12 protein-coding genes are annotated in these 22624 nt (G+C 75.2%); 3 read left to right on the top strand and 9 right to left on the bottom strand.

Features of this window, described 5'->3' with window-relative positions; all coding sequences use genetic code 11:
• Positions 1-7: 7 nt before the first annotated feature.
• The 9 genes from IE271_RS34255 to IE271_RS34295 all read right to left on the bottom strand — a co-directional run bounded on the left by IE271_RS34255 (position 8) and on the right by IE271_RS34295 (position 19197).
• Complete coding sequence (locus IE271_RS34255) at positions 8-10831, bottom strand: type I polyketide synthase (protein ID WP_190194380.1); 10824 nt, start codon at positions 10829-10831, stop codon at positions 8-10.
• Between the two features lie 82 nt (positions 10832-10913).
• Complete coding sequence (locus IE271_RS34260) at positions 10914-12203, bottom strand: methylaspartate mutase (RefSeq protein WP_190194381.1); 1290 nt, start codon at positions 12201-12203, stop codon at positions 10914-10916.
• Positions 12200-12652, bottom strand: a complete 453-nt coding sequence (locus tag IE271_RS34265; protein ID WP_190194382.1) for a cobalamin B12-binding domain-containing protein — start codon at positions 12650-12652, stop codon at positions 12200-12202. The genes IE271_RS34260 and IE271_RS34265 overlap by 4 nt, the downstream gene beginning before the upstream one ends.
• Positions 12652-13890, bottom strand: a complete 1239-nt coding sequence (locus tag IE271_RS34270) for a type III PLP-dependent enzyme domain-containing protein (protein WP_190194383.1) — start codon at positions 13888-13890, stop codon at positions 12652-12654. Before IE271_RS34270 ends, IE271_RS34265 begins: the two co-directional genes overlap by 1 nt.
• A complete protein-coding gene (locus tag IE271_RS34275; protein ID WP_190194384.1) occupies positions 13887-15413 on the bottom strand; it encodes an AMP-binding protein in 1527 nt (508 codons plus the stop codon). Before IE271_RS34275 ends, IE271_RS34270 begins: the two co-directional genes overlap by 4 nt.
• Positions 15410-16975, bottom strand: coding sequence for an amino acid adenylation domain-containing protein (locus IE271_RS34280; RefSeq protein WP_190194385.1), 1566 nt, complete (start codon positions 16973-16975; stop codon positions 15410-15412). The genes IE271_RS34275 and IE271_RS34280 overlap by 4 nt, the downstream gene beginning before the upstream one ends.
• 25 nt (positions 16976-17000) lie before the next feature.
• Entirely contained in the window at positions 17001-17252 is a 252-nt protein-coding gene (locus IE271_RS34285; protein ID WP_190194386.1) for a phosphopantetheine-binding protein, read from the bottom strand.
• Positions 17253-17275: 23 nt separating this feature from the next.
• Positions 17276-18211, bottom strand: a complete 936-nt coding sequence (locus tag IE271_RS34290) for an ACP S-malonyltransferase (protein WP_190194387.1) — start codon at positions 18209-18211, stop codon at positions 17276-17278.
• A gap of 68 nt (positions 18212-18279) precedes the next feature.
• The gene (locus tag IE271_RS34295) at positions 18280-19197 is read right to left on the bottom strand and encodes a proline iminopeptidase-family hydrolase (protein ID WP_190194388.1); all 918 of its coding nucleotides are present in this window, start codon (positions 19195-19197) and stop codon (positions 18280-18282) included.
• A 360-nt stretch (positions 19198-19557) separates the two neighbouring features.
• Here IE271_RS34295 and IE271_RS34300 point away from each other — a divergent pair, with 360 nt between their 5' ends.
• From IE271_RS34300 to IE271_RS34310, 3 genes are read left to right on the top strand one after another with little or no spacing between them, the layout of a single operon-like run.
• The gene (locus IE271_RS34300; RefSeq protein ID WP_190194389.1) at positions 19558-20793 is read left to right on the top strand and encodes a cytochrome P450; all 1236 of its coding nucleotides are present in this window, start codon (positions 19558-19560) and stop codon (positions 20791-20793) included.
• A 55-nt stretch (positions 20794-20848) separates the two neighbouring features.
• The gene (locus IE271_RS34305; protein ID WP_190194390.1) at positions 20849-22081 is read left to right on the top strand and encodes a cytochrome P450; all 1233 of its coding nucleotides are present in this window, start codon (positions 20849-20851) and stop codon (positions 22079-22081) included.
• A 26-nt stretch (positions 22082-22107) separates the two neighbouring features.
• The gene (locus tag IE271_RS34310; protein ID WP_190194391.1) at positions 22108-22299 is read left to right on the top strand and encodes a ferredoxin; all 192 of its coding nucleotides are present in this window, start codon (positions 22108-22110) and stop codon (positions 22297-22299) included.
• Positions 22300-22624: the final 325 nt, after the last annotated feature.

Here is a 22624-nt window from a genome sequence, read left to right on the forward strand (position 1 = left end):
GGGCGGGTCACTGCGTGCCGCTGCGGTCGAGCGCGGCGCGCACCAGGTCGGCCACGGCCATGGACTTGATGTCCCGGGCCGGTTCGGCGGCGGTGACGGTGGCGGCCGGGGCCGGTTCGGACAGCTTCAGGAGGCTGTCCAGCAGGCCGGCCGCCCGGATCCGGTCGACCGGGATGCGGGAGATCAGCGCCCGCACCTCGGCGTCGTCGCCCTGCCGGGCGCCGGTGTCCGCGCTGCCCGGGGTGCCGGGGGCGTCGGGCGCGAGCCGGCCGAGGAGGTGGCCGGCCAGCGCCGCCGGGGTGGGGTGGTCGAAGATGAGCGTGGAGGGCAGGCGCAGTCCGCTGGCCGCGTTCAGCCGGTTGCGCAGCTCGACCGCGGCGAGCGAGTCGAAGCCCAGCTCGGTGAAGGCGCGCCGGGGTTCGACGGCCGACGGCCCGGCGTGGCCGAGGACGGCCGCGACCTCGGTGCGGACCGCCTCCAGGACGGTGTGCTCGTGGTCGGCGGCGGGCAGGTGGGCCAGGCGCTCGCCCAGCGTGCGGGCCTGCTCCTGCTGGGCCGCGCGGACCGCGACGCCGGCCAGTGTGCGCAGCACGGCGGGCACGTCGTCGCCGCGCCGGCGCAGGGCCGCGGTGTCCAGCCGTACGGGCACCAGGGCGGGGCGGCCGCCGGCCACGGCGGCGTCGAACAGCTCCAGCGCCTCGTCCGGGTCGAGCGCGCCGATGCCGGACCTCTCGATGCGCTGCACCTCTGCGGCGTCGAGGCCCGCGCCCATGCCGCCGCCGGCCCACAGGCCCCACGCCAGGGAGGTGGCGGCCAGCCCCAGGGCGGCCCGGTGGGCGGCCAGGGCGTCGAGGAAGGCGTTGGCGGCGGCGTAGTTGCCCTGCCCGGACGCGTCGACGGTGCCCGCGGCCGAGGAGAACAGCACGAAGCGGGACAGCCCCCGGTCGAGGGTCAGTTCGTGCAGGTGCCAGGCGGCGTCCGCCTTGGGCCGCAGGACGGTGTCCAGGCGCGCGGGCGTCAGCGAGCCGACCAGTCCGTCGTCGAGGACGCCCGCGGTGTGCACGACGCTGTCGACGGGGTGCGCGGCCAGCAGCGCGGCGAGGGCCTCGCGGTCGGCGACGTCGCAGGCGACGATCTCGGCCGTCGCGCCCAGCCCGGCCAGCTCCCCGCGCAGCCGGTCGGCGCCGGGGGCCTGCGGTCCGCGGCGGCCGGCCAGCACCAGGCGGGTGACGCCGTGCCGGGTGACGAGGTGCCGGGCCACCAGGGCGCCGAGGCCGCCGGTGCCGCCGGTGACGAGGACGGTGCCCCAGGGGCGGTCGGCGTGCGGGGAGCCGAGGTCGTCGGCGCGCACCAGCCGGGGCGCGTGCGCCCGGCCGTCCCGCCACACCACCTCCGGTTCCCCGGAGTCCAGGACGGCGGCCAGCGCGGTGCGGTCCGGCACCGGGTCCTGCGGGTGCGTCCGCCCGACGAGGACGACCCGGCCGGGGTCCTCGGCCTGGGCGGCCCGCACCAGGCCGTGCACCGCGCCGTCGGCGAGGGTGCCCCCGGTGAGGACCACGAGCACCGACGCGGCGTACCGCTCGTCGGCGAGCCACGTCCTCAGCACGCCGAGCGTGCGCTCCAGGGCGGTGCGCACCTCGTCGGGCACCCGGTCCCCCTCGGCGCGCGGGCCCGGCACCGGGTACAGGACCACGTCGGGCACGGCGGCGCCGAGCGCGTCCGGGCCGGGGTGGACCGGGACGCCGAGGCCGAGGTCGTCGTCGCCGAGGACCGCCCAGGTGCGGCGGTCGGGACGGCCGGTGGCGTCGGGCAGCGCCTCGCCCTCGACCGCGTACAGGTGGCGCCGTCGCCCGGCGAGCCGGTCGGCGGTGACGGGGCGGGTGACGTACGACTCCACGGTGGCCAGCGGCCGTCCCCGGGTGTCCGCCAGCTCGACGCGGGTGCCGTCGGGTCCGGGGGTGACGCGGACGCGGGCGGCCAGGGCGCCCCGGGCGTGCAGGCTGACGCCCGTCCAGGCGAAGGGCAGGGCCACCGTGCCGTCCGTCCCGGTGTCGCCGGCGCCGTCGTCCGCCAGGGACGTGGCGTGCAGGGCGGCGTCCAGCAGCGCCGGGTGCAGGGCGTGCCGGGCGGCGTCCTGTTTGGTGCTCGCGGGCAGTTCGAGGTCGGCGAGGACGGTGTCGCCGTGCCGCCACGCGGCCCGTACGCCGCGGAAGACGGGACCGTAGTCGTAGCCCTCGGCGTGCAGGCGCGGGTAGAGGCCGGCGACGTCGAGCGGCGTGGCGCCGGGCGGCGGCCAGGCGCCGGACGCGGGGGCGGGCGGGGTCCCGGCGGCCTGCTCGGCGAGGGTGCCGGTGGCGTGCCGGGTCCAGTCCTCGTCCGCGGGGGCGTCCTCGGGCCGCGAGTGGATCTCCACGGTGCCGTCGGGCCGGACGGCGACCTGGAGGCGTACGGCGGTGTCCGCGGGCAGCGCCAGCGGGGCCTGGAGGGTCAGCTCCTCCAGCACGGGGCGGCCGGTCAGGTGCCCGGCGTGCAGGGCGAGGTCGACCAGCGCGGCGCCGGGGACCAGCACCGTGCCCAGGACGGCGTGTTCGGCGAGGACCGGGTGGGTGGCGGTGGAGATCCGGCCGGTGAGCAGCAGGCCGGCGTCGCCCGGCAGGTCCAGGCGGGCGCTGACCAGCGGGTGGTCCTCGGCGGCCAGGCCGTGCCCGGCCGCGTCGCCGACGACGACGGGCGTGGGCAGCCAGTAGTGGCGGTGCTCGAAGGCGTAGGTGGGCAGGTCGACCGGGCGTCCGGGGTGCCCGGCGTACAGGGCGGACCAGTCGACGTCCGCGCCCCGCGCGTGCACGGCGGCCAGGGCGGCGAGCAGGCCCGGGACCTGAGGGACGTCCTTGCGGGCCGCGGGGACGAAGGCGATGTCCTCGTCGTGCTCGGCCTCCGCGACGCAGTCCGGGCCCAGGGCGGTGAGCACGGGCGCGGCGCCGAGTTCGAGGAAGGTGTCGACGCCCTGTCCGGCCAGGGTGCCGACGGCGTCGGCGAAGCGCACGGTCTCGCGCACGTGCCGCACCCAGTAGTCGGCGGAGCCGAGTTCGGCGGCCGTGGCGGGGACGCCGGTGAGGGTGGAGACGATGGGCACGGCCGGCTCCGCGGCCGTGAGGCCCTCCATGACCCGCCGGAACTCCTCCAGCACGGGCTCCATGCGGGGCGAGTGGAAGGCGTGCGAGACGCGCAGCCTGCGGGTGGTGGCGAAGTGCGCGGCGACCTCGGCGACGGCGTCCTCGTCGCCGGAGACGACCACGGCGTGGGGGCCGTTGACGGCGGCGAGGCCGCACCGCTCGTCCAGCAGCGGCGCCACCTCCTCCTCCGACGCCTGGACGGCGACCATCGCGCCGCCCTCGGGCAGCGCCTGCATGAGCCGGCCCCGGGCGGCGACCGCGGTGACGGCGTCCTGCAGCGACCACACGCCCGCCACGTGCGCGGCGGCGAACTCGCCCACGGAGTGGCCGGCCAGCCGGTCGGGGCGCAGCCCGAAGGACTCCAGCAGCCGGTAGAGGGCGACCTGCGTGGTGAACAGGGCCGCCTGGGTGTAGGCGGTCCGCTCCAGGGTCCCGGCGTCGCCGCCGAGGACGACCTCGGCCAGCGGCCGTTCCAGGTGCTTGTCGAACAGCGCGGCGACACGGTCGAAGTGCTCGGCGTAGACCGGGAAGGCGGCGTACCAGTCGCGGCCCATGCCGGGCCGCTGGGCGCCCTGCCCGGAGAAGAGGTACGCCAGGAGGCCGTCGGTGGCGGTGCCGGTGACGAGCAGTCCGGGCGCCTCGGCGCCGCGGGCCAGGGCGTCCAGGCCGGCGGCGGCCTCCGTCTCGTCCGCCGCGAGGACGACGGCGCGGTGGGCGTGGGTGCCGCGGGTGGTGGCCAGCGCCCGGCCGAGGTCGGCGGGGACGGTGCCGGTCAGTTCCCGCAGGCGCTCGGCCTGGCCCCGCAGGGCCCCGGCCGAGCGCGCGGAGACGGGCAGCGCGAACGGCACGGGGACGGCGGCCGGGGACGCCGTGTCCGGCTCCGGCCGCGACTGCGGCTCCGGCTCCGGCTCCGGCTCCGGCTCCGGCTCGGTGAACTCCTCGATGATGACGTGGGCGTTGGTGCCGCTGATGCCGAACGAGGAGACACCGGCGCGGCGCGGCCGGCCGGGTGCCCGCCAGGGCCGCTGCTCGGTGAGCAGTTCGACGGCTCCGGCGCTCCAGTCGACCTGCGGGGAGGGCGCGTCGACGTGCAGCGTGCGCGGCAGGACGCCGTGCCGCATCGCCATCACCATCTTGATGACGCCCGCGACACCGGCGGCGGCCTGCGTGTGCCCCATGTTCGACTTGACGGAGCCCAGCCACAGCGGGGTGCCGTCCGGCCGCTCCTGGCCGTAGGTGGCCAGCAGCGCCTGCGCCTCGATGGGGTCGCCGAGGGTGGTGCCGGTGCCGTGCGCCTCGACGGCGTCGACGTCGGCGGGCGTGAGCCCGGCGGCGGCCAGCGCGGCGCGGATGACGCGCTGCTGGGAGGGGCCGTTGGGGGCGGTCAGACCGTTGGAGGCGCCGTCGGAGTTGACGGCGGAGCCGCGTACCGCGGCGAGCACCCGGTGCCCGTTGCGGCGCGCGTCGGAGAGGCGCTCGACGACGAGCATGCCGACGCCCTCGCCCCAGCCGGTGCCGTCGGCCGCGGCGGCGAAGGACTTGCAGCGGCCGTCGGCGGCCAGGCCGCGCTGGCGCGCGAAGTCGACGAAGGTGTCCGGGGTCGACATGACGGTCACGCCGCCGACCAGGGCCAGGTCGCACTCGCCCTGCCGCAGGGCCTGGGCCGCCAGGTGCAGGGTGACCAGCGAGGAGGAGCAGGCGGTGTCGACGGTGACCGCCGGGCCCTCCAGGCCGAGGGCGTAGGCGACGCGGCCGGAGACGACGCTGCCGAGGCTGCCGTTGCCGAGGTAGGCGGCGAGGTCCTCGGGCACCTCGGTCAGCCAGGTGCCGTAGTCGTGGTACATGACGCCCGCGAACACGCCGGTGCGCGAGCCGCGCAGGGCCGCCGGGTCGATGGCCGAGCGCTCCAGCGCCTCCCAGGACACCTCAAGGAGCAGCCGCTGCTGCGGGTCCATGGCGGTGGCCTCGCGCGGGCCGATGCCGAAGAAGTCGGCGTCGAACTCCGCGGCGTCGTACAGGAAGGCGCCCTCGCGGGTGTAGGTGCGGCCGGGGGTGCCGGGCTCGGGGTCGTACAGCGCCTCGGTGTCCCAGCCCCGGTCGGCCGGGAATGCGCCGACGGTGTCGACGCCGTCGGCGACGAGCCGCCACAGGTCCTCCGGGGAGCGGACGCCGCCGGGGTAGCGGCAGCTCATGCCGACGATGACGATCGGGTCGTCGTCCGCGGCGGCGCCGGCCCGGCCCGCCGGGGAGGTCGCCTGCGCGCCGGTGCCGAAGAGGGTGTCGCGGATGTGGTCGGCGAGGGCGCGCGAGGTGGGGTGGTCGAAGACGAGGGTGGCGGGCAGCCGCAGTCCGGTGGCGGTGTTCAGCCGGTTGCGCAGTTCGACGGAGGCCAGCGAGTCGAAGCCGAGCTCCGTGAACGCCCGGCCGGGGTCGACCGCGGACGGCCCGTCGTGCCGCAGCACGGCCGCCACCTCGGTGCGCACCAGGTCCAGCAGCGCGCGGTCGCGGTCGGCGGCGGGCAGGGCGGCCAGCCCTGTGGCCGCGCTGCCCGCCGGGGCGGCGTGCGCGGCGGCCCGGCGGGTGACCGGGCGTACGAGGGTGCTCAGCAGCGGCGGTACGCCGTCGGGGCGGCGGCGCACGGCGGCCGCGTCGATCTCGACGGGCACCAGGTGGGGCGCGCCGGAGCGGACGGCGGCGTCGAACAGCTCCAGGGACCTCTCGGCGGACAGGCCGGGGGTGCCGTAGGAGGCGATGCGCTCCCGCGCGGTGCCGTCCAGCGCGGCGCCCATGCCGCTGTCCGTGGCCCACAGCCCCCAGGCGAGCGCGGTGGCGGGCAGGCCGAGCGCGGCGCGGTGCCCGGCGAGGGCGTCGAGGTAGGCGTTGGCGGCGGCGTAGTTGCCCTGGCCGGGTCCGTCGAGGACGGCGGCCAGGGAGGAGAACAGCACGAAGCGGGCGAGGCCACGCTCCCGGGTCAGCTCGTGCAGGTGCCAGGCGCCCAGCGCCTTGGCGTGGAAGACCTCGTCGACCATGTCCTCGGTGAGGGTGTCGACGACGCCGTCGCGGACGGTGCCCGCCGCGTGCACGACGGAGTCGACGGGGTGCTCGTCCAGCAGGCGGCGCAGCGCCTCGCGGTCGCCCACGTCGCAGGCGGCCACGGTGACCTCGGCGCCCAGCGCGGTGAGTTCGGCGCTCAGCTCGGGAGCCGTGCCCCGGCGGCCGGCGAGCAGCAGGCGGCGGACGCCGTGGGCGCGCACCAGGTGCCGGGCGAGCAGCGCGCCGAGGCCGCCGGTGCCGCCGGTGATCAGGACCGTGCCCCAGTCGGCGGCCGGGGCCGGCGCGGAGGACGCCTCCGCGGTCAGCCGCGGCACGGCGAAGCGGCCGCCGGCGAGGGAGAGTTCGGGCTCGCCGGTGGCGAGGACCTGGCGCAGCTCGGCCTCGGAGGGCAGCGCGTCGTGCTCGACGAGGACGTAGCGGCCCGGGTTCTCGGCCTGCGCGGACCGCACCAGGCCGCGTACGGCCGCGTGGGCGGGGCTGTCGGGCGGAGTGACGACGACGAGCCGGGTGTCCGCGAGGCGGGCGTCGGCCTGCCAGCCGCGCAGCAGCCGCAGCACGTGTCCGGCGTGGGCGCGCGCGTCGTCGGCCGCGGCGCCGGCCGGGCCGGGGACGCGGTGCGCGACGGCGTCCGGCGCGGGGCCGTCGAGCAGGGCCTCGACGGCGTCCTCGACGGTCCCGGGGACGTCCTCCAGGACGGCGGTGCGCAGGGGTGCGGTGGCCGCCGGGCGGGGGTGCGGCGACCACCGCACCGCGTACAGGACGTCGTTGTCCTGTACGGGACGGGAGGTCAGGGCCTCGATGTCGGCCACCGGGGCGCCGGTGGGGTCGGCGAGGCGGAGGGCGATGGTGTCGCCGCCGCCGCGCGTGATGCTCACCCGCAGGGCCGACGCGCCGGCGGCGTGCAGGGTGACACCGGTCCAGGCGAACGGTACGAGCACCTCGGGGCGCGGCGGGGCGCCGAGGTCGGCGGCGTGCAGCGCGGCGTCGAGCAGGGCGGGGTGCAGCCCGAACTTCGCGGCGCCGGCGGCGGCGTCCTCCGCCAGGGCGACCTCGGCGTACACGGTGTCGCCGTGCCGCCAGGCGGCGCGCAGGCCCTGGAAGGCGGGCCCGTAGCCGTAGCCCTGGTCGGCGAGGTCCGCGTAGACCCCGGTGGTGTCCAGGGGTTCGGCCCCGCTCGGCGGCCACGCCCGCGGCTCCGGCGCGGCGGCCGGGGCGGTGGCGGTGAGGACGCCGGCGGCGTGCAGGACCCAGGGCGCCGCCTCGTCGGCGCGGGTGCGGACGGTGACCTCGCGGCGGCCGGAGTCGTCGGGCTCGCCCACGGCGACCTGGACCGCGACGTCCTCGTCGGCGCGCAGCACCAGCGGGGCGCCGAGGGTGAGCTCCTCCAGGGTGCCCGCGCCCACCTGGTCGCCCGCGTGCAGGGCGAGTTCGACGAAGGCGGTGCCGGGGAAGAGCACCCGTCCGGCGATGACGTGGTCGGCCAGCCAGGGCTGGGTCCGGGTGGACAGCCGTCCGGTCAGGACGACGCCCTCGGCGCCGACGGCGACCACGGCGGCCAGCAGCGGGTGCCCGGCGGGCAGCTGGCCGAGCCCGGTGGCGTCGGTGGCTGCGGACTGCTCCAGCCAGAACCGGCGCCGCTGGAAGGGGTAGAGGGGCAGGTCGATCCGGCGGCCGCCCAGCGCGGCGACGTGCCGCTCCCAGTCGACGGGGACGCCGCGGGCGTGGGCGGCGGCCACCGCGGAGGCGGCCTCGCGCGCCTCGGGCCGGTCCCGGCGCAGCACCGGCAGGAAGGCGGTGCCGGCGGCGTCGGTGCAGTCCGGGCCCATGGCGGACAGCACCGCGTCGGGGCCGACCTCCAGGAAGGTGCGCACTCCCGCGTCGGCCAGCCCGCGCACGGCGTCGTGGAAGCGGACCCGGGCGCGCACGTGCTCCACCCAGTACTCGGGGTCGCACAGCTCGGAGGTGACGGGGCCGCCGGTGACGGTGGACACGACCGGCAGCGCGGGCGGGGCGTAGTCCAGGACGTGGACGACCCGGCGGAACTCCGCCAGCATCGGTTCCATCAGCGGCGAGTGGAAGGCGTGGCTGACGCGGAGGCGCTTGGTGTCGTGGCCGCGCGCGGCGAGTTCGGCGGTGATGCGCTCCACGTCGGCCAGGTCGCCGGAGACCACCACGGAGGCGGGCCCGTTGACCGCGGCGATGCCCGTGCGCGGGGTGAGCAGCGGCGCCACCTCCTCCGCGGAGGCGCGCACGGCGGCCATGGCGCCGCCTTCGGGGAGGGCCTGCATGAGCCGGCCCCGGGCGGCGACCAGGATCGTCGCGTCCTGGAGGGTGAGCACGCCCGCCACGTGCGCGGCGGCGATCTCGCCGACCGAGTGCCCGGCGAGCTGGTCCGGTGTCAGGCCCCAGCTCTCCAGGAGCCGGTACAGGGCGACCTCGACGGCGAAGAGCGCGGGCTGCGCGTACTCGGTGCGGTGCAGCAGCTCCGCCTCCGGTGTGCCGGGTCCGGCCAGGAGGACGTCGGCGAGGGGCCGCGGGAGCTGGAGGTCGAAGTGGGCGCAGACCTCGTCGAGGGCGCGGGCGAACACCGGGTGGGCGGCGGCCAGTTCGCGGCCCATCCCGGGCCGCTGGCTGCCCTGCCCGGTGAACAGGAAGGCCAGTTCCCCGTCGGCGGACTCCGCGAGCGGGGTGGCGCCCGAGGCCAGGGCGCCGAGGGCCGCGCGCAGTTCGGCGCGGTCGGCGGCGACGAGGACGGCGCGGTCGGGGAGGGCGGCGCGGGTGGTGGCCAGGGAGTGCGCGAGGTCGGCCGGCTCCGCCGTGTCCACCAGCGGCAGCAGGTCGGCGGCGCGGGCGCGCAGGGCGGCCTCGCCCCGGGCGGACAGGGGGAAGAGCAGCGGGATCCCGGCGGCGGGAGCCTGCCCGGAGCCGGAATCCGTGGCGCCAGGTGCGGGCTCGGGCTCGGGCTGCTCCAGGATGACGTGCGCGTTGGTGCCGCTGACCCCGAACGAGGAGACCCCGGTCCGCCGGGGCCGGTCCGTCTCCGGCCACGGCCGCCGCTCGGTGACCAGCTCCACGCTGCCGGAGCTCCAGTCGACGTGCGAGGTGGGGGCGTCGACGTGCAGCGTCGCCGGTATCTCCCCGTGCTGCATGGCGAGGACCGCCTTGATCACACCGGCGACGCCGGCGGCGGCCTGCGTGTGCCCGAGGTTGGACTTGACCGAGCCGAGCAGCAGCGGGGCCCCCTCGGGGCGGCCCCGGCCGTAGGTGGCCAGCAGCGCGGTGGCCTCGATCGGGTCGCCCAGCCGCGTCCCGGTGCCGTGCGCCTCGACCATGTCGACGTCGGCGGCGGTGAGGCCGGCGTCCGCCAGCGCCCGGCGGATCAGCCGCTGCTGGGAGAGGCCGTTGGGAGCGGTCAGGCCGTTGGAGGCGCCGTCCTGGTTGACGGCGGAGCCGCGGACCACGGCGAGCACGCGGTGCCCGTTGCGCCGGGCGTCGGAGAGCCGCTCCAGGACCAGTACGCCGACGCCCTCGGCGAAGCCGGTGCCGTCCGCGGCTTCGGCGAACGCCTTGCAGCGGCCGTCGGGCGCCAGGCCCCGCTGCCGGCTGAAGGCGGTGAACACGCCGGGGCCGCCCATCACGGCCACCCCGCCCGCCAGGGCCAGGGAGGACTCGCCCTGCCGCAGCGAGCGGCACGCCAGGTGGAGGGCGACCAGGGAGGCGGAGCAGGCGGTGTCGACGGTGACGGCGGGGCCCTCGGCGCCCAGGACGTACGCGACGCGGCCGGAGATGACGCTGGAGGCGTTGCCGGCCAGCAGATAGGCGTCGAGCCCGTCGGGGGCGTCGTGCAGGCGCGGCCCGTACTCCTGGACCTCGGCGCCGAAGAACATGCCCGCCGGGGTGCCGCGCAGCGCCGTGGGGTCGATCCCGGCGTCCTCCAGGGCCTGCCAGGAGGTCTCCAGGACCAGCCGCTGCTGCGGGTCCATGCCCAGGGCCTCGCGCGGGCTGATGCCGAAGAAGTCGGCGTCGAACCCGGTGGCCGTGTCGAGGAACCCGCCGCTGCGCACGTAGGCGCTGCCGGGCGTCTCGGGGTCCTCGTCGAAGAGGGCGTCCAGGTCCCAGCCGCGGTCCTGCGGGAAGCCCGACAGCACCTCGCCGCCCTCGGTCAGCAGCCGCCACAGGTCGGCGGGCGAGGAGACGCCGCCCGGGAAGCGGCAGCCGATGCCGACGACCGCCACCGGCTCGTCGGCGGCGGAGCCGTCCGCGGGCGGTGCGGGGTCCTCCTCACCGGCCGTGCCCCGCGCCTCGGCCAGCAGCCGGCCGGCCAGGTCGGACAGGGTGGGGCACTCGTAGGCGAGGCCGACCGGCAGGTCGAGGCCGGTCCGCTCGGTGAGCCTGCGGTGCAGGTCGACCGCCGCGAGCGAGTCGAGCCCCTGCGCGGCGAGCGGCGCGGCGGGATCGGGGACGTCCACGGTGCCCGGCCGGGCCGCCTCGATCGCCTCGGTCACGGCCGTGCGCACCAGGTCGGTCACCAGCCTGCGGTGCTGTGCCGGTACGGCCGTGGCGAGCAGTCGTGCCAGGGCTGACTCGGTTCCGGGCCCGTTCATCCACGCATCTCCACTTTCGGCCGACACCGGTTTTCCTCACCTTTTTCCACACCGTAGTGACGGCCCCGAAAAGGCCACACCCTTACGCACCCCTAGGGGCGGGGGCCTGGGGCTCCCGCGTCCCGCCGGGGCCGTACCGGTCGAAGGAACGACGTACATAGGACAGGGAATCGAGCAGATCCGCCGAGGTGACGGCATGGGCCGCGCGGACGTCGGCGATGCCTTTCAGCGGCATCCTCCCGATGTCCGCCCAGCACAGCCGGCCGTCCTCGTCGATGTAACTCCGGGTGGCTCCGGAATTGTCCGGGTGCAGGCAGTACGGAACGTCGAGATATCCCCGGGCGAAGGCGGCGAGCAGCGCCGCGCCGAGGTCGTCGTCCAGGTTCAGTACCGCCTCGACCAGCGCGGACGCCTCGGCGTACGTCTGGTTCCCGGTGCCCTCGAGCGGGGCGCGCCCGGTGCGTGCGGCGACCGCCGCCGCGTATTCGAGGGCGGCCACGTTCTCGGCCACCGAGGGAATGCGACGGGATTCCGCGACGGTTTTCACGATGAGGCGTTCCGAACCGCTGGAGACGGCCAGTTCCGCCGCTTTCCCGAGCAGCCGGTAGGCGCCCTCCTCCGTCTCCGGAAACAGCCCCATGTACGCGTAGACGACGACGTGCCATTCGGTGTCCGGAAGGAATCGCGCGCACAGACTGCGCAACGCGGCCACCGCTTCGGCGTCCTGTCGCTCATGCGTCTGCTGGGCGTAACTCACCGAAATGCTGCGGATGCCGTGCCGGTGGAAGAACAGCGCCTCCAGGACGCTGACCGCGACCAGCAGGCCGGGCGGGCAGAGCTGGCCGAGGACGCATCCGCCGAAGGTCTCCAGGTGCGGCTCGGCGCCCGACTCCCGCAGGGCGGCGAGCAGTTCGCAGGAGGCGGCCCAGTGGGCGACGGAGTCCCGCAGCGGGACCCGGCCGTAGGGCAGGCAGTAGGAGACCGGGCCGCCCTCGGAGGCGTCGAGGCCGACGGCCGTCAGCGCCCGGAAGATGTCCTGCGGCGCGGCCGAGCCGTGCCGGACCTGCACGGGGAAGCCGGGTCCGAGGACGCCGTCGAGGACCTTGCGGGTGGTCTCCCTCTCGTGGCTCACGAGCGGGTAGCCGTTGAGGGCGACGCCCTCCAGGACGGCCAGCTTGGCCGACTCCAGGTCGCCGACCCTGGTGTAGCTGTCCAGGGTGAGCGTGCCGACGGTCGTGGCCGCGGCGTCGCGGGTGGCGAGCAGCCCGGCCCGCATCCGCTCCGGGCTGCTCATCCCCATGCGGGGCTGGACCACCAGCCGGCCGGCGTCGTGAGCCCGGCGCACGAAGGCGCCGAACCCGACGCCGGTCACACCAGGGCCCGCTGCGGCAGCCCGTCGAGCATCCGCCGGAAGGCGGCGACGCCCTCGGCGCTGTCGTCGAACACCGCGTCGTACCCGGCGGCGCGCAGCGCGTCCGCCTCCTCGTCGCCGCAGGGTCCGGCGATGCCGAGCTTGCCGCCGATGACCGCGGGCACGTCGGCGAGTTCGGGGTGCTCGCCGAGCCGGGTGACGGTGCGCATGCCGTCGTGGTAGCCGTGGCCGTTGACGCTGCTGACCACGATGAGGGCCGGGCGGTGCGCCAGGGCCTCGGCGATGAGCAGTTCCTCGGGCACGCAGGGGCCGAGGTTGACCACGCGGAACCCGTGCTCCTCCAGCAGGAGCTGGAGGTAGACGAGGTTCCAGGTGTGGGAGTCGGAGATGCCGCCGGCCACGAGCACGGGCCGGGCACCGGGGGCGGTGGTCGTCGAGGAGGGACTCATCACAGGGCCTGCCCGTGTTCGTAGGTGCGGATGTGCTGGATGCGGGAGACGGAGACGAGGTCGTCGCCGCGGACGACGACCTCCGCGGGGGCGGGCCTGCCGAGGAACATCAGCAGGCTGGCCGTGGGGCCGTAGGACCCGGCGTTGGGCACGGTCAGCAGCTCGCCCGGCGCGAGGTCCGGCAGCGGTACGTTCCGGCCGAGCAGGTCGCCCGGGGTGCACAGCGGGCCGGCGAGGCTCGCGGGCGCCCCGTCCGCCGCGACGGACTCGTGCGGTTCCACGGAGACCGGCATGATGCGGCCGAGGCCGGACATGCCGCCGAAGGTGTTGATGCCGGCGTCCAGTACCAGGTAGCGCTGGCCGCGGCTGTCCTTGACGTTGACGACGCTGGTGAGCAGGGTGCCGCTGTCGGCGACCAGGTAGCGGCCCGACTCGCAGGCGACGCGCGGGGCGCCCCCGCGCCAGCCGGGGAAGTGCTCGTCGAGCGTCGCGGCCAGGGCCTCGCGCAGTTCGCCGTAGACCGGCCGCCCGCCCTGCACCGCGTACGGCGCCGCGAAGCCGCCGCCGATGTCGAGGAGGCGGAACGGCACGCCGAGGGCGTCCTGGAGGGCGGCCGCGGTGGCGACGGTGTGGCGGAACTCGGCGATGAGGCTCGCCTCGTCCTTGGCGTTGCTCAGCGGGAAGAAGTGCAGTCCGGCGACGCGGGTGCCGGGCACGTCGCGCAGTTCGGCGGCGAGGCCGGGCAGGGTCTCGCTGTCGAAGCCGAACTGGGAGGGCACGCCGGTCATGCGGATGCTGGTGGCGGCCGCGCCGGTGGCGTTGTTGACGCGGACCAGGCAGTCGGCGGTGACGTCGAGTCCGCACGCCACCGCGCCGACGCGGCGGAGGTCGCCGGGCGACTCCACGGAGAACAGCCGTACGCCCAGGCTCATCGCCTCGGCGAGTTCCTCGGCGGTCTTGCCGGGGCCGGTGTAGAGGATCTCCTCGCCCCGGAAGCCGGCCTGCAGGACGGCGTCCAGCTCGCCGACGGAGCTGATCTCGGCGCGGCAGGCGCGCGTGCCGCCGGAGCGCAGCTCGCGCAGCAGCTCCGGGTGCGGGTTGGCCTTGGCCGCGTAGAACAGGTCGATCTCGTCGGGCAGCGCGGCGAACAGGTCGTCGCGGGCCGCCGCCACCCTCTCCAGGTCGTAGACGTAGGAGGGGGTACCGAAGCGCTTGGCGAGCTCGGTGGGGCCGGTCACGGCGCGTTTCCTTCCAGGATGCGGGCGAGCTGCTTGCGGTCGTGCTTGCCGTGCGCGGTGAGCGGCAGCTCGTCGACGACGCGGCTGACGCCCGGCACCTTGGCGGGCTCCAGGCGCAGGGACAGCTCGCGCAGCAGCACATGGGGGTCGATCTCCCCCGCGGCGAACACCGCGAGGTCGCGGCCGGGCGCGGGCGGCAGGACGGCGGCGGCGCGGACGCCGGGGACGTCCGTGGCGGCGGCCTCGATCTCGGTGGTGCTCATGCGCACGCCCTTGTGCTTGAACACGTCGTCCCGGCGGCCCTCGTAGTACAGGAACCCGTCCTCGTCGACGTGGCCGAAGTCGCCGGTGTGCAGCCGCAGTCCGCCGTCGGGGGCGGGCCGGAAGGTCCGGGCGGTCTGTTCGGGGGCGCGCCAGTAGCCGGGCATGACGTGCGGGCCCTCGACCACGATCTCGCCGGTCTCCCAGGGCGGCAGCGGGGTGCCCTCCTCGTCGACGACGAAGGCGCGGGTGCCGGGCAGGGGGCGGCCGACCGAGTCGGGCTTGGCGTCCCGGAAGGCGGGCGGCAGCACGGAGACGCGCTTGCACTCCGTCTGCCCGAACTGGACGACCACCTCCGCGCCGGGGAACGCCGCGCGCAGCCCCTCGGCGGTGGACTTGGGCAGCGCGGCACCGGTGTTGGTGAACATGCGCACGCGGGACTCCCGGCGCGGCTCGCGTTCGGCGAGGGCGCAGAGCATGGTGGCCAGCGACGGCACGATCGGCACGACGGTGGCGCCGGTCTCCCGGATGCGGCGCAGCAGCACCAGGTCGGACTCGCCGTCGGCGAGCACGATCTCGCTGCGCCCGGCGGCGGTGAGCAGCACCTTGTACAGGCCGTAGTCCCAGGAGATGGGGAAGCGGCAGAACACCACGTCGTCGGGGCGGTAGCCGAGTTCGAGGCCGATGGCCTCGGTGGCGAAGACCATCCGCCCGTGCGGGCAGATCACCGCCTTGGGGGCGGCGGTCGAGCCGGAGGTGTAGACGAGGACGGCGATGTCCTCGGGGCCGACCTGGGCGCCACTGGAGCGGGCCTCCACCGCGCGCAGTTCCGCGATCTCCCGCCACACCCCGTCCAGGCCGAGGACCGGCACGCCGTCCGCGAGGGCGGTGATCCGCTCCACGGCGGGGTCGGTGACGACGACCAGCGCGGGCTCGGCGTTCTCGACGACCGCGCGCAGGTGGTAGTCCTTCATGCCCGTGTTCACGGGGACCAGGACGGCACCGCGGCGTGCGGTGCCGTACAGCAGCGCGACCAGTTCGCGCACGCTGGGCAGCTGGACCAGGACCCGGTCGCCGTGGCCGATCCCGCGCGCCTCCAGCCAGACGTCGACGGCGTGGCTGTGGGCGGCGAGCTCCCGGTAGGTCCACCGCCCCGCGCCGTCGGTGACCGCCCAGGCGTCGGGGCACTCGGCGGTGGCCTCGTCGAGCAGGTCGTGCACCAGGGCGCCGGTGCGCGCCCCCGCTGTCGATTCACCGTTCACTGCGACACCTGCCGCCTTTCGTGCGTGCTCCCGGCCCCGGCGGGCCGCTGTCGCATGGCCGTGGCCCGGGAGGCGAGCTTCCTGCGGTCGGTCTTGCGGTTGGAGTTGAGGGGGAGCGCGTCCAGGTGGTGGTAGGCGCGCGGGACGACCGCGGCCGGCAGCAGCTCCCTCAGGTGGCGCGCGAGCCGGGCGGGCGGCACGGGCTCACCGGTGTGGAAGACGGCCAGCTCGACCGTGCCGTCCACGGGCACCGCCACGGTCACCGCGTCCTCGACGCCCGCGCAGGTGCGCACGGCGGCGTCCACCTCGGCCAGCTCCACGCGCACCCCGTGCACCTGGACCTGCGCGTCCTGGCGGCCCAGGTACAGCAGTGCGCCGTCGTCCGCGTACCGCACCCGGTCGCCGGTGCGGTAGAAGCGCCGGCCGCCGTGGTCCAGGAACCGCCCGGTGTCGTCGGCCGGGTCGAGGTAGCCGGGGGTCGACTGGGGCCCGGCGACGCACAGTTCGCCCTCGCCGGCGGTGGTGGGCGCGCCGGACGCGTCGAGGAGCAGCACCTCGTGGCCCGGGTGGACGGCGCCGATGGGCACCATGTCGTGCAGGTGCCGTCCCGGCGACCACCGGTGCGCGGCGATCGTGACGGTCAGCTCGGTCGGCCCGTACAGGTTCTCCAGCGTCGTGCCCGGCGCGGCGGCCGCCCAGTCCTCGGCGTCCCTGCAGCCGAGCGCCTCCCCCGCGAAGAAGCTCCAGCGCAGCGACGGCATTCCGCCGGGGACGAGTCCGCCGGTGCGGCGCACCAGGGAGATCGCGCTGGGCGTGGAGAACCACACGGTCATCCCCTGCTCGGCCACGAACTCCGGCAGGTGCGCGTACGCCCGCGCCGGGACGGGGACGACGGTGGCGCCGGCGCCCCAGGCGCAGAACAGGTCGAACATCGCGCAGTCGAAGTTGAGGTCGAAGGCCTGCGAGAAGACGTCGTGCGGGCCGAAGTCGTAGCGCTCGTCCAGCAGGCCGAAGTAGTGCGCGGTGTTGGCGTGGGTGACCGGCACTCCCTTGGGCCGGCCGGTGGAACCGGAGGTGAACAGCACGTAGGCGATGTCCTCGGGCCTGGCGGGCATCGGCGCCTTCAGGGCGCTGTCCGCGTCGACGGCCAGCGCCGGCATCGGCTGCCCGCCGGGCGCGAACAGGGTCGGCAGGGTGACACCGGCCTCGTGCAGGGCGGCCAGGGCGGGCAGCGCGCCGTCGTCGGCGAGCAGCGCGCCGACCCCGGCGGCCTCGATCATCTGCCGGGTACGGGCCGCGGGGAAGGCGGGCTGCAGCGGGACGACGGTGACGCCGCTGTACAGGCCCGCCAGCAGGGACGCGTACGCCGTGGGCCCCTTGCCGGCCAGGACGCCCACGGCGGGCGGCCGGTCCGGGAGACCGGCCCGCAGCGAGCCGGCCAGGACCAGGGCGCGTTCGTGCAGTGCGCGGTAGGTGGTGTCGACGCCGTCGGCGCGCAGCGCGGGCCGGTCCGGCGACAGGGCCAGGCCGCGCAGGAACCGTCCGGACAGCGTGCCGTCCATGGTGGGGTCCACAGTGGCCGCCCCGTCAGCCCGCGGTGCGCTGGAGCATGCTCTCCACGGTCTCCCACAACACCCCGGCGGTGCGGAAGGTGTCCATGGTCAGCGCGCTGTCGCGGAAGTGCACCTGGTAGGTCTCCTCCAGCGTGCCGAGCAGCTGGACCGTGCCGAGCGAGTCCAGACCGAGGTCCTTCAGCTCGGTCCCGGGCGTCAGCTCCTCCTGCGGCGGCAGGAAGGGCAGGAAGGGGCGGAGTATCTGTTCGAACTGCTCGTCCCACATGGGGGCCTCCAACGGGTCTGGGGTCAGGCGGCGCGTGTCGGGCGCCGGGGCGTCATCGCCAGCCGCGGCTGCGCGGCGACGACGTCGAAGGTGCGGGTCGTGCGGGGGACCCGGCCGAAGAGGGTGTCCGGCCCGGCGACGCACAGGCGGCGGACGCCCGCGTCCTCCAGGGCCGTGGTGACGCTCGGCCAGTCCATGGGGTGGTCGAAGCCGTCGAGCAGCATGGTGCGCAGCTCCTCGCCGGTGTGCAGCAGCCGGCCGTCCTGGTCGGCGACGACCGGCAGCTTCGGGTCGGAGAAGGTGTAGCGGGACACCACCTCGCGCTCGGCCTTGTCGCGCAGCGGCCGGAAGGCCGAGGCGTGCATGGGCGGCCGCATGGTGTACAGCGGCAGGCTGCCGATCGCGCGCAGCCGCTCCTGCATCCACTCCACCCGGCGCTCGGACAGCGAGACCATGTAGAAGCCGTCGTCGATGCGGCAGGAGATCTCGTGCCACTCCCCCGCCTCGTCGAGCTCGGCGAGGATCGCGTCGAGGCCCTCGGCCGGGGCGCGCACGAACGACAGGGTGACGACGTCCCGGTGCTCCTCGGCGAAGTACTCCTCCAGGCAGCGGGCGATGCCGGCGGTCAGCAGGACCGCGTCGGGCAGCTCCAGCGCGCCGGTGTAGGCCAGGGCCGCCTTCTCGCCGAAGCTGGGCCCGGCGACGACGTCGGGTTCGACGCCCAGGTGCTCGCGGGCCCAGTGGGCGCAGGCCAGGCAGTTGACGAAGAAGGCGACCTGGGCCGCCTCCGAGTAGTCGCCCTCGGCGAGCCGGAAGGCGTCCACGAGCGAGTAGCCGAGCGCCTCGTCGGCGACGGCGACCAGCTCGCGGGCGATGGGGTTGGCGACCATGAACCTGCCGACCTCGGCGAACGGGACGGGTCCCATGCCGGGGAAGACCAGAGCGGTGTCGTACGCCATGGCGGTGTTCCCGCCCCCTTTCACGGTGGTCGTGGACGCGTGCGCCGGCGCCGGCGGGCGCGCCGGTGTCACAGGCCCTTGAGGAAGTCGGTCATCACCTCGCGGAACCGCTCCGGTTCCTCCAGGTGGGGCAGGTGGCTGGAGTCCTCGAAGACCTCCCAGCGGGCCCCCGGGATCCGTTCGTGGTACGGCCGGACGACGGCCGGGGTGGCCTCGTCGTGGCGGCCGCTGATCACCAGGGTCGGGGTGCTGATCGTGTGCAGCTCCTCGACGATCGACCAGTCCTTCAGGGAGCCGATGACGTGGAACTCGTTGGGCCCGTTCATCGCGTAGTAGACGGTCGGGTCGTTGTAGATCTCCATGAAGGAGGAGAGGAAGTCGCGGGGCCAGGGCGTGAGGCGGCACACGTGGCGGTCGTAGAAGACCCGCATGGCCGCCAGGTACTCCTCGCTGTCGTAGGTGCCGGCCGCCTCGTGCCGCAGCAGGGTCTCGTGCGTGCCGGGCGGCAGCTCGGCGCGCAGCCGCGCCATCTCCTCCAGCCAGACCGGGTAGGAGGCGGGCGCGTTGGCGACGACCAGGCCGCGCAGGCCGGGCGGGGCCGTCATCGCGTGCCGGGCGCACAGGGGGCCGCCCCAGGACTGGCCGAACAGCACGTAGTCGTCGGCGACGCCCAGCTTCTCGACGAGGTTGGCGAGTTCGTCGAGGAACAGCTCCACGGTCCAGAAGTCGGTGTCCTTGTCGGGCAGGTGGGTCGAGCCGCCGTTGCCCAGCTGGTCGTAGTGGACGACCGGCCAGCCGTCCTCGGCGAGGCGGGCCAGCGGCAACAGGTAGTCGTGGGTGCTGCCGGGTCCGCCGTGCACGGCGACGAGCGCCGGGCGGCCCGCGCCGAGCTCACCGGTCACCCGGTACCAGGTCCGGTACTCCCCGAAGGGGACGGTGCCCTTCGCGCTGGGAAGGGGGCCCTTCGCGCTGGGGTCCGGGGACACGCTGATCACCTCTGCTCGGCTGCGGATGACGGCGGCGGCCGCCGGGAAGGGGACCGTCCGGGACGCCGCCAGAGCCGGGTGCGGGTTCGACCTGCATCTGCCGTGGTCCGCAGCCGACGCTAACCGGCCCCCGGGACGCCGCCCGACCCCTAACCGCCCCTAGCCGGACGGGGTGTCGGATGCCTCACACACCCGGTCCGACCACGCGCTCTCCTTCCCGTCGCCTTAGGGGCGGCTAGGGGTGGGGGACCTCGGTTCCGGCTGCTTAGCGTGCGGGGGACGGCCGACCGCGCCGCGGCGGCGCCGAGCCCGGACCTGCCCCGGAGCCGGCGCGTCCCCCTCCCGTGCGAAGAGGACATCATGACTGCACCTGCCGAACCGGCCCGTGAGGCCGGGCTCCCGGAGTTCCCGATGCGGCGGGCCTGCCCCTTCAGCCCGCCGTCCGCCTACGCCGAGCTGCGCGAGAACGAGCCCGTCTCCCGGGCGCAGCTGAAGGTCAACGGCAAGCCGGCCTGGCTGGTCACCCGGCACGACCTCTACAAGAAGCTGCTCGGCGACGCGCGGGTGACGGCCAACCTGAAGCTGCCCGGCTACCCGCTGCAGGTCCCGGTGGACGAGGAGACGCTCCGGTCGGTGCCGCTCACCTTCCTCTCCATGGACCCGCCGGACCACACGGTCCAGCGCCGCATGCTGACCCCGGAGTTCAGCGTGCGCCGCATGCGCGAGCTGCGCGCCCGGGTGCAGAGGATCGTCGACGAGCACATCGACCAGATGCTCGCCAAGGGCAACAGCGCCCCGGTCGACCTGGTCTCCTCGCTCGCGCTGCCGGTGCCCTCGCTGGTCATCTGCGAGCTGCTCGGCGTCCCCTACGAGGACCACGGCCGGTTCGAGGAGTGGGCGTGGGCCATCATGAGCCACGAGATCAGCGAGGAGGAGCGGGGCCGGGCCCACTACGAGCTGGACCGGTACGTCGACGGGCTGGTCACCGCCAAGGAGAGCGAGCCCGGCGACGACATGATCAGCCGGCTCATCGCGTTCAACCGGGAGACCCCGGCGGTCGAGCACTCCGACATCGTCAGCATGTCCAAGCTGATGCTGGTCACCGGCCACGAGACCACCGCCAACATGATCGCCCTGGGGACGCTGGCCCTGCTGGAGCACCCCGAGCAGCTGGCCGCCGTCCGTGACGAGCCGGAGCTGATGAGGAACGCGGTGGAGGAACTGCTGCGCGTCTTCTCCATCTCCGACGCCGGTACCGCGCGCGTGGCCAAGGAGGACATCGAGCTGGGCGGCGTCACCATCCGCGCCGGCGAGGGCATCCTGCCGCTGAACAACGCCGCCAACCACGACGAGTCCGTCTTCCCCGAGGCCGACCGGATCGACGTGCGCCGCGAGGCGGCCCGCAGCCACGTGGCGTTCGGCTACGGCGTCCACCAGTGCGTCGGCCAGAACCTGGCGCGCATGGAGCTGGACGTCGTCTACTCCACGCTGTTCGAGCGCATCCCCACCCTGCGCCTGGCCGCCCCGGCCGAGGAGCTGCGCTTCAAGGACGACGCCATCGTCTACGGCCTCTACGAACTGCCCGTCACCTGGTGACGGCGGACCCGCCCCGCACCCCCTTCCCGTCACCGAGACCGTCCGAGAGGCAGCCATGACCCAGTCCGCCGACACGGCACCCGAGACGTCGGCCCTGCCGCAGTTCCCGATGCGGCGCACCTGCCCGTTCAGCGAGCCGGCCGAGTACGCCGAACTGCGGGAGAACGAGCCCGTCTCCCGGGCACAGCTGAAGGTCAACGGCAAGCCGACCTGGCTGGTCACCAAGCACGAGCACGTCCGGCAGGTGCTCGGCGACGCGCGGGTGAGCTCCAACCTCAAACTGCCCGGCTACCCGCACCAGTTCCACATCCCCGAGGAGATGCTGGCGCAGGTGCGGCTGATGCTGCTGTCCATGGACCCGCCGGACCACACCGCCCAGCGGCGCATGCTCATCCCCGAGTTCACCGCCCGGCGGGTGCGGGAGATGCGCCCGCGCATCCAGGAGATCGTCGACGAGCACATCGACGCGATGCTGGCCTCGGGCGGCCCGGTCGACCTGGTCACCGCGCTCGCCCTGCCCGTGCCGTCGCTGGTCATCTGCGAGCTGCTCGGCGTCCCCTACGAGGACCACGCGCAGTTCGAGGAGTGGTCCGCGGCGATGATGAACCACGAGCTGAGCCCGGAGGAGTACGGGGCCGCGGTGCAGGCCCTGGACATGTACCTCGACAAGCTCGTCACCCTCAAGGAGAACGAGCCCGGCGACGACCTCATCAGCCGGTTCCTGGAGAAGAACCGCACCGAGCAGGTCGCCGACCACGTCGACGTGGTCACCATGGCCCGCCTCATGCTGGTCGGCGGCCACGAGACCACCGCCAACATGATCGCGCTCGGTGTGCTGGCCCTGCTGGAGCACCCCGACCAGCTCGCCGAGTTGCAGGCCGACCCCTCCCTCCTGCCGCACGCCATCGAGGAGCTGCTGCGCGTCTTCTCCATCTCCGACTCCGGCACGGCCCGGGTCGCCGTGGAGGACATCGAGGTGGGCGGCGTCACCATCCGCGCGGGCGAGGGCATCCTCGCGCTGAACAACGCGGCCGACCACGACGAGTCCGTCTTCCCCGACCCCGGCACCCTCGACATCCACCGCAAGGAGGCGCGCAGCCACCTCGCCTTCGGCTACGGCATCCACCAGTGCATCGGGGCCAACCTCGCCCGGGTGGAGCTGGAGGTCGTCTACGGCACCCTGCTGCGCCGCATCCCCGGACTGCGGCTCGCGGCCGAGCGGGACCGGCTGCGCTTCAAGGACGACGCCATGGTCTACGGCGTCTACGAACTGCCCGTCACCTGGTGACGGCCGACCCGATCGGACAACCCCTCATGCGTGTCACCACCGAGACCGACAGGTGCGTGGGCGCCGGCCAGTGCGCGCTCCTCAGCCCCGAGGTCTTCGACCAGGACGACGACGGCATCGTCGTCGTCCTCCAGCCGGAACCCGCCGAGGAACTGCGCGAGGACGTCCGGCAGGCCGAGGACCTGTGCCCGGCGCGCACGATCCGCGTCCTCGACTGACGGCCACCGCCGCCCTCGCACATCGTCCGGCCCCCCGCGGGATGTCCCGCAGGGGGCCGGACGTGTGCGTGCGGCATGCCGCGTCCCCGGCCGGCGGGGGCCGATACAGGGGTGCGTAAGGGGGACCGGACGGCACCGCGGGCCCCGATACTGCTGTCGCATCGACTGAAGTGGCACGGTGACGACAACCGAGGACGTGAACGAGATTTGACGGACAGATTTCGCGCATCGGAGTCCGGTCTGCCCATCGAGCCGGTCTACGGTCCGGAGGCCCTTGCGGGGTGGGATCCGGTGGAGAAGCTGGGGGAGCCGGGGGCGTATCCGT

Source organism: Streptomyces minutiscleroticus, assembly GCF_014650875.1.
GTDB classification, from domain to species: domain Bacteria; phylum Actinomycetota; class Actinomycetes; order Streptomycetales; family Streptomycetaceae; genus Streptomyces; species Streptomyces minutiscleroticus.

Bases quoted from the DNA above. Each gene is read 5' to 3' on its own strand.
- IE271_RS34255 (WP_190194380.1), bottom strand. From the start codon at position 10,831: ATGAACGGGCCCGGAACCGAGTCAGCCCTGGCACGACTGCTCGCCACG.
- IE271_RS34265 (WP_190194382.1), bottom strand. From the start codon at position 12,652: ATGAGTCCCTCCTCGACGACCACCGCCCCCGGTGCCCGGCCCGTGCTC.
- IE271_RS34280 (WP_190194385.1), bottom strand. From the start codon at position 16,975: ATGGACGGCACGCTGTCCGGACGGTTCCTGCGCGGCCTGGCCCTGTCG.
- IE271_RS34285 (WP_190194386.1), bottom strand. From the start codon at position 17,252: ATGTGGGACGAGCAGTTCGAACAGATACTCCGCCCCTTCCTGCCCTTC.
- IE271_RS34290 (WP_190194387.1), bottom strand. From the start codon at position 18,211: ATGGCGTACGACACCGCTCTGGTCTTCCCCGGCATGGGACCCGTCCCG.
- IE271_RS34300 (WP_190194389.1), top strand. From the start codon at position 19,558: ATGACTGCACCTGCCGAACCGGCCCGTGAGGCCGGGCTCCCGGAGTTC.
- IE271_RS34305 (WP_190194390.1), top strand. From the start codon at position 20,849: ATGACCCAGTCCGCCGACACGGCACCCGAGACGTCGGCCCTGCCGCAG.
- IE271_RS34310 (WP_190194391.1), top strand. From the start codon at position 22,108: ATGCGTGTCACCACCGAGACCGACAGGTGCGTGGGCGCCGGCCAGTGC.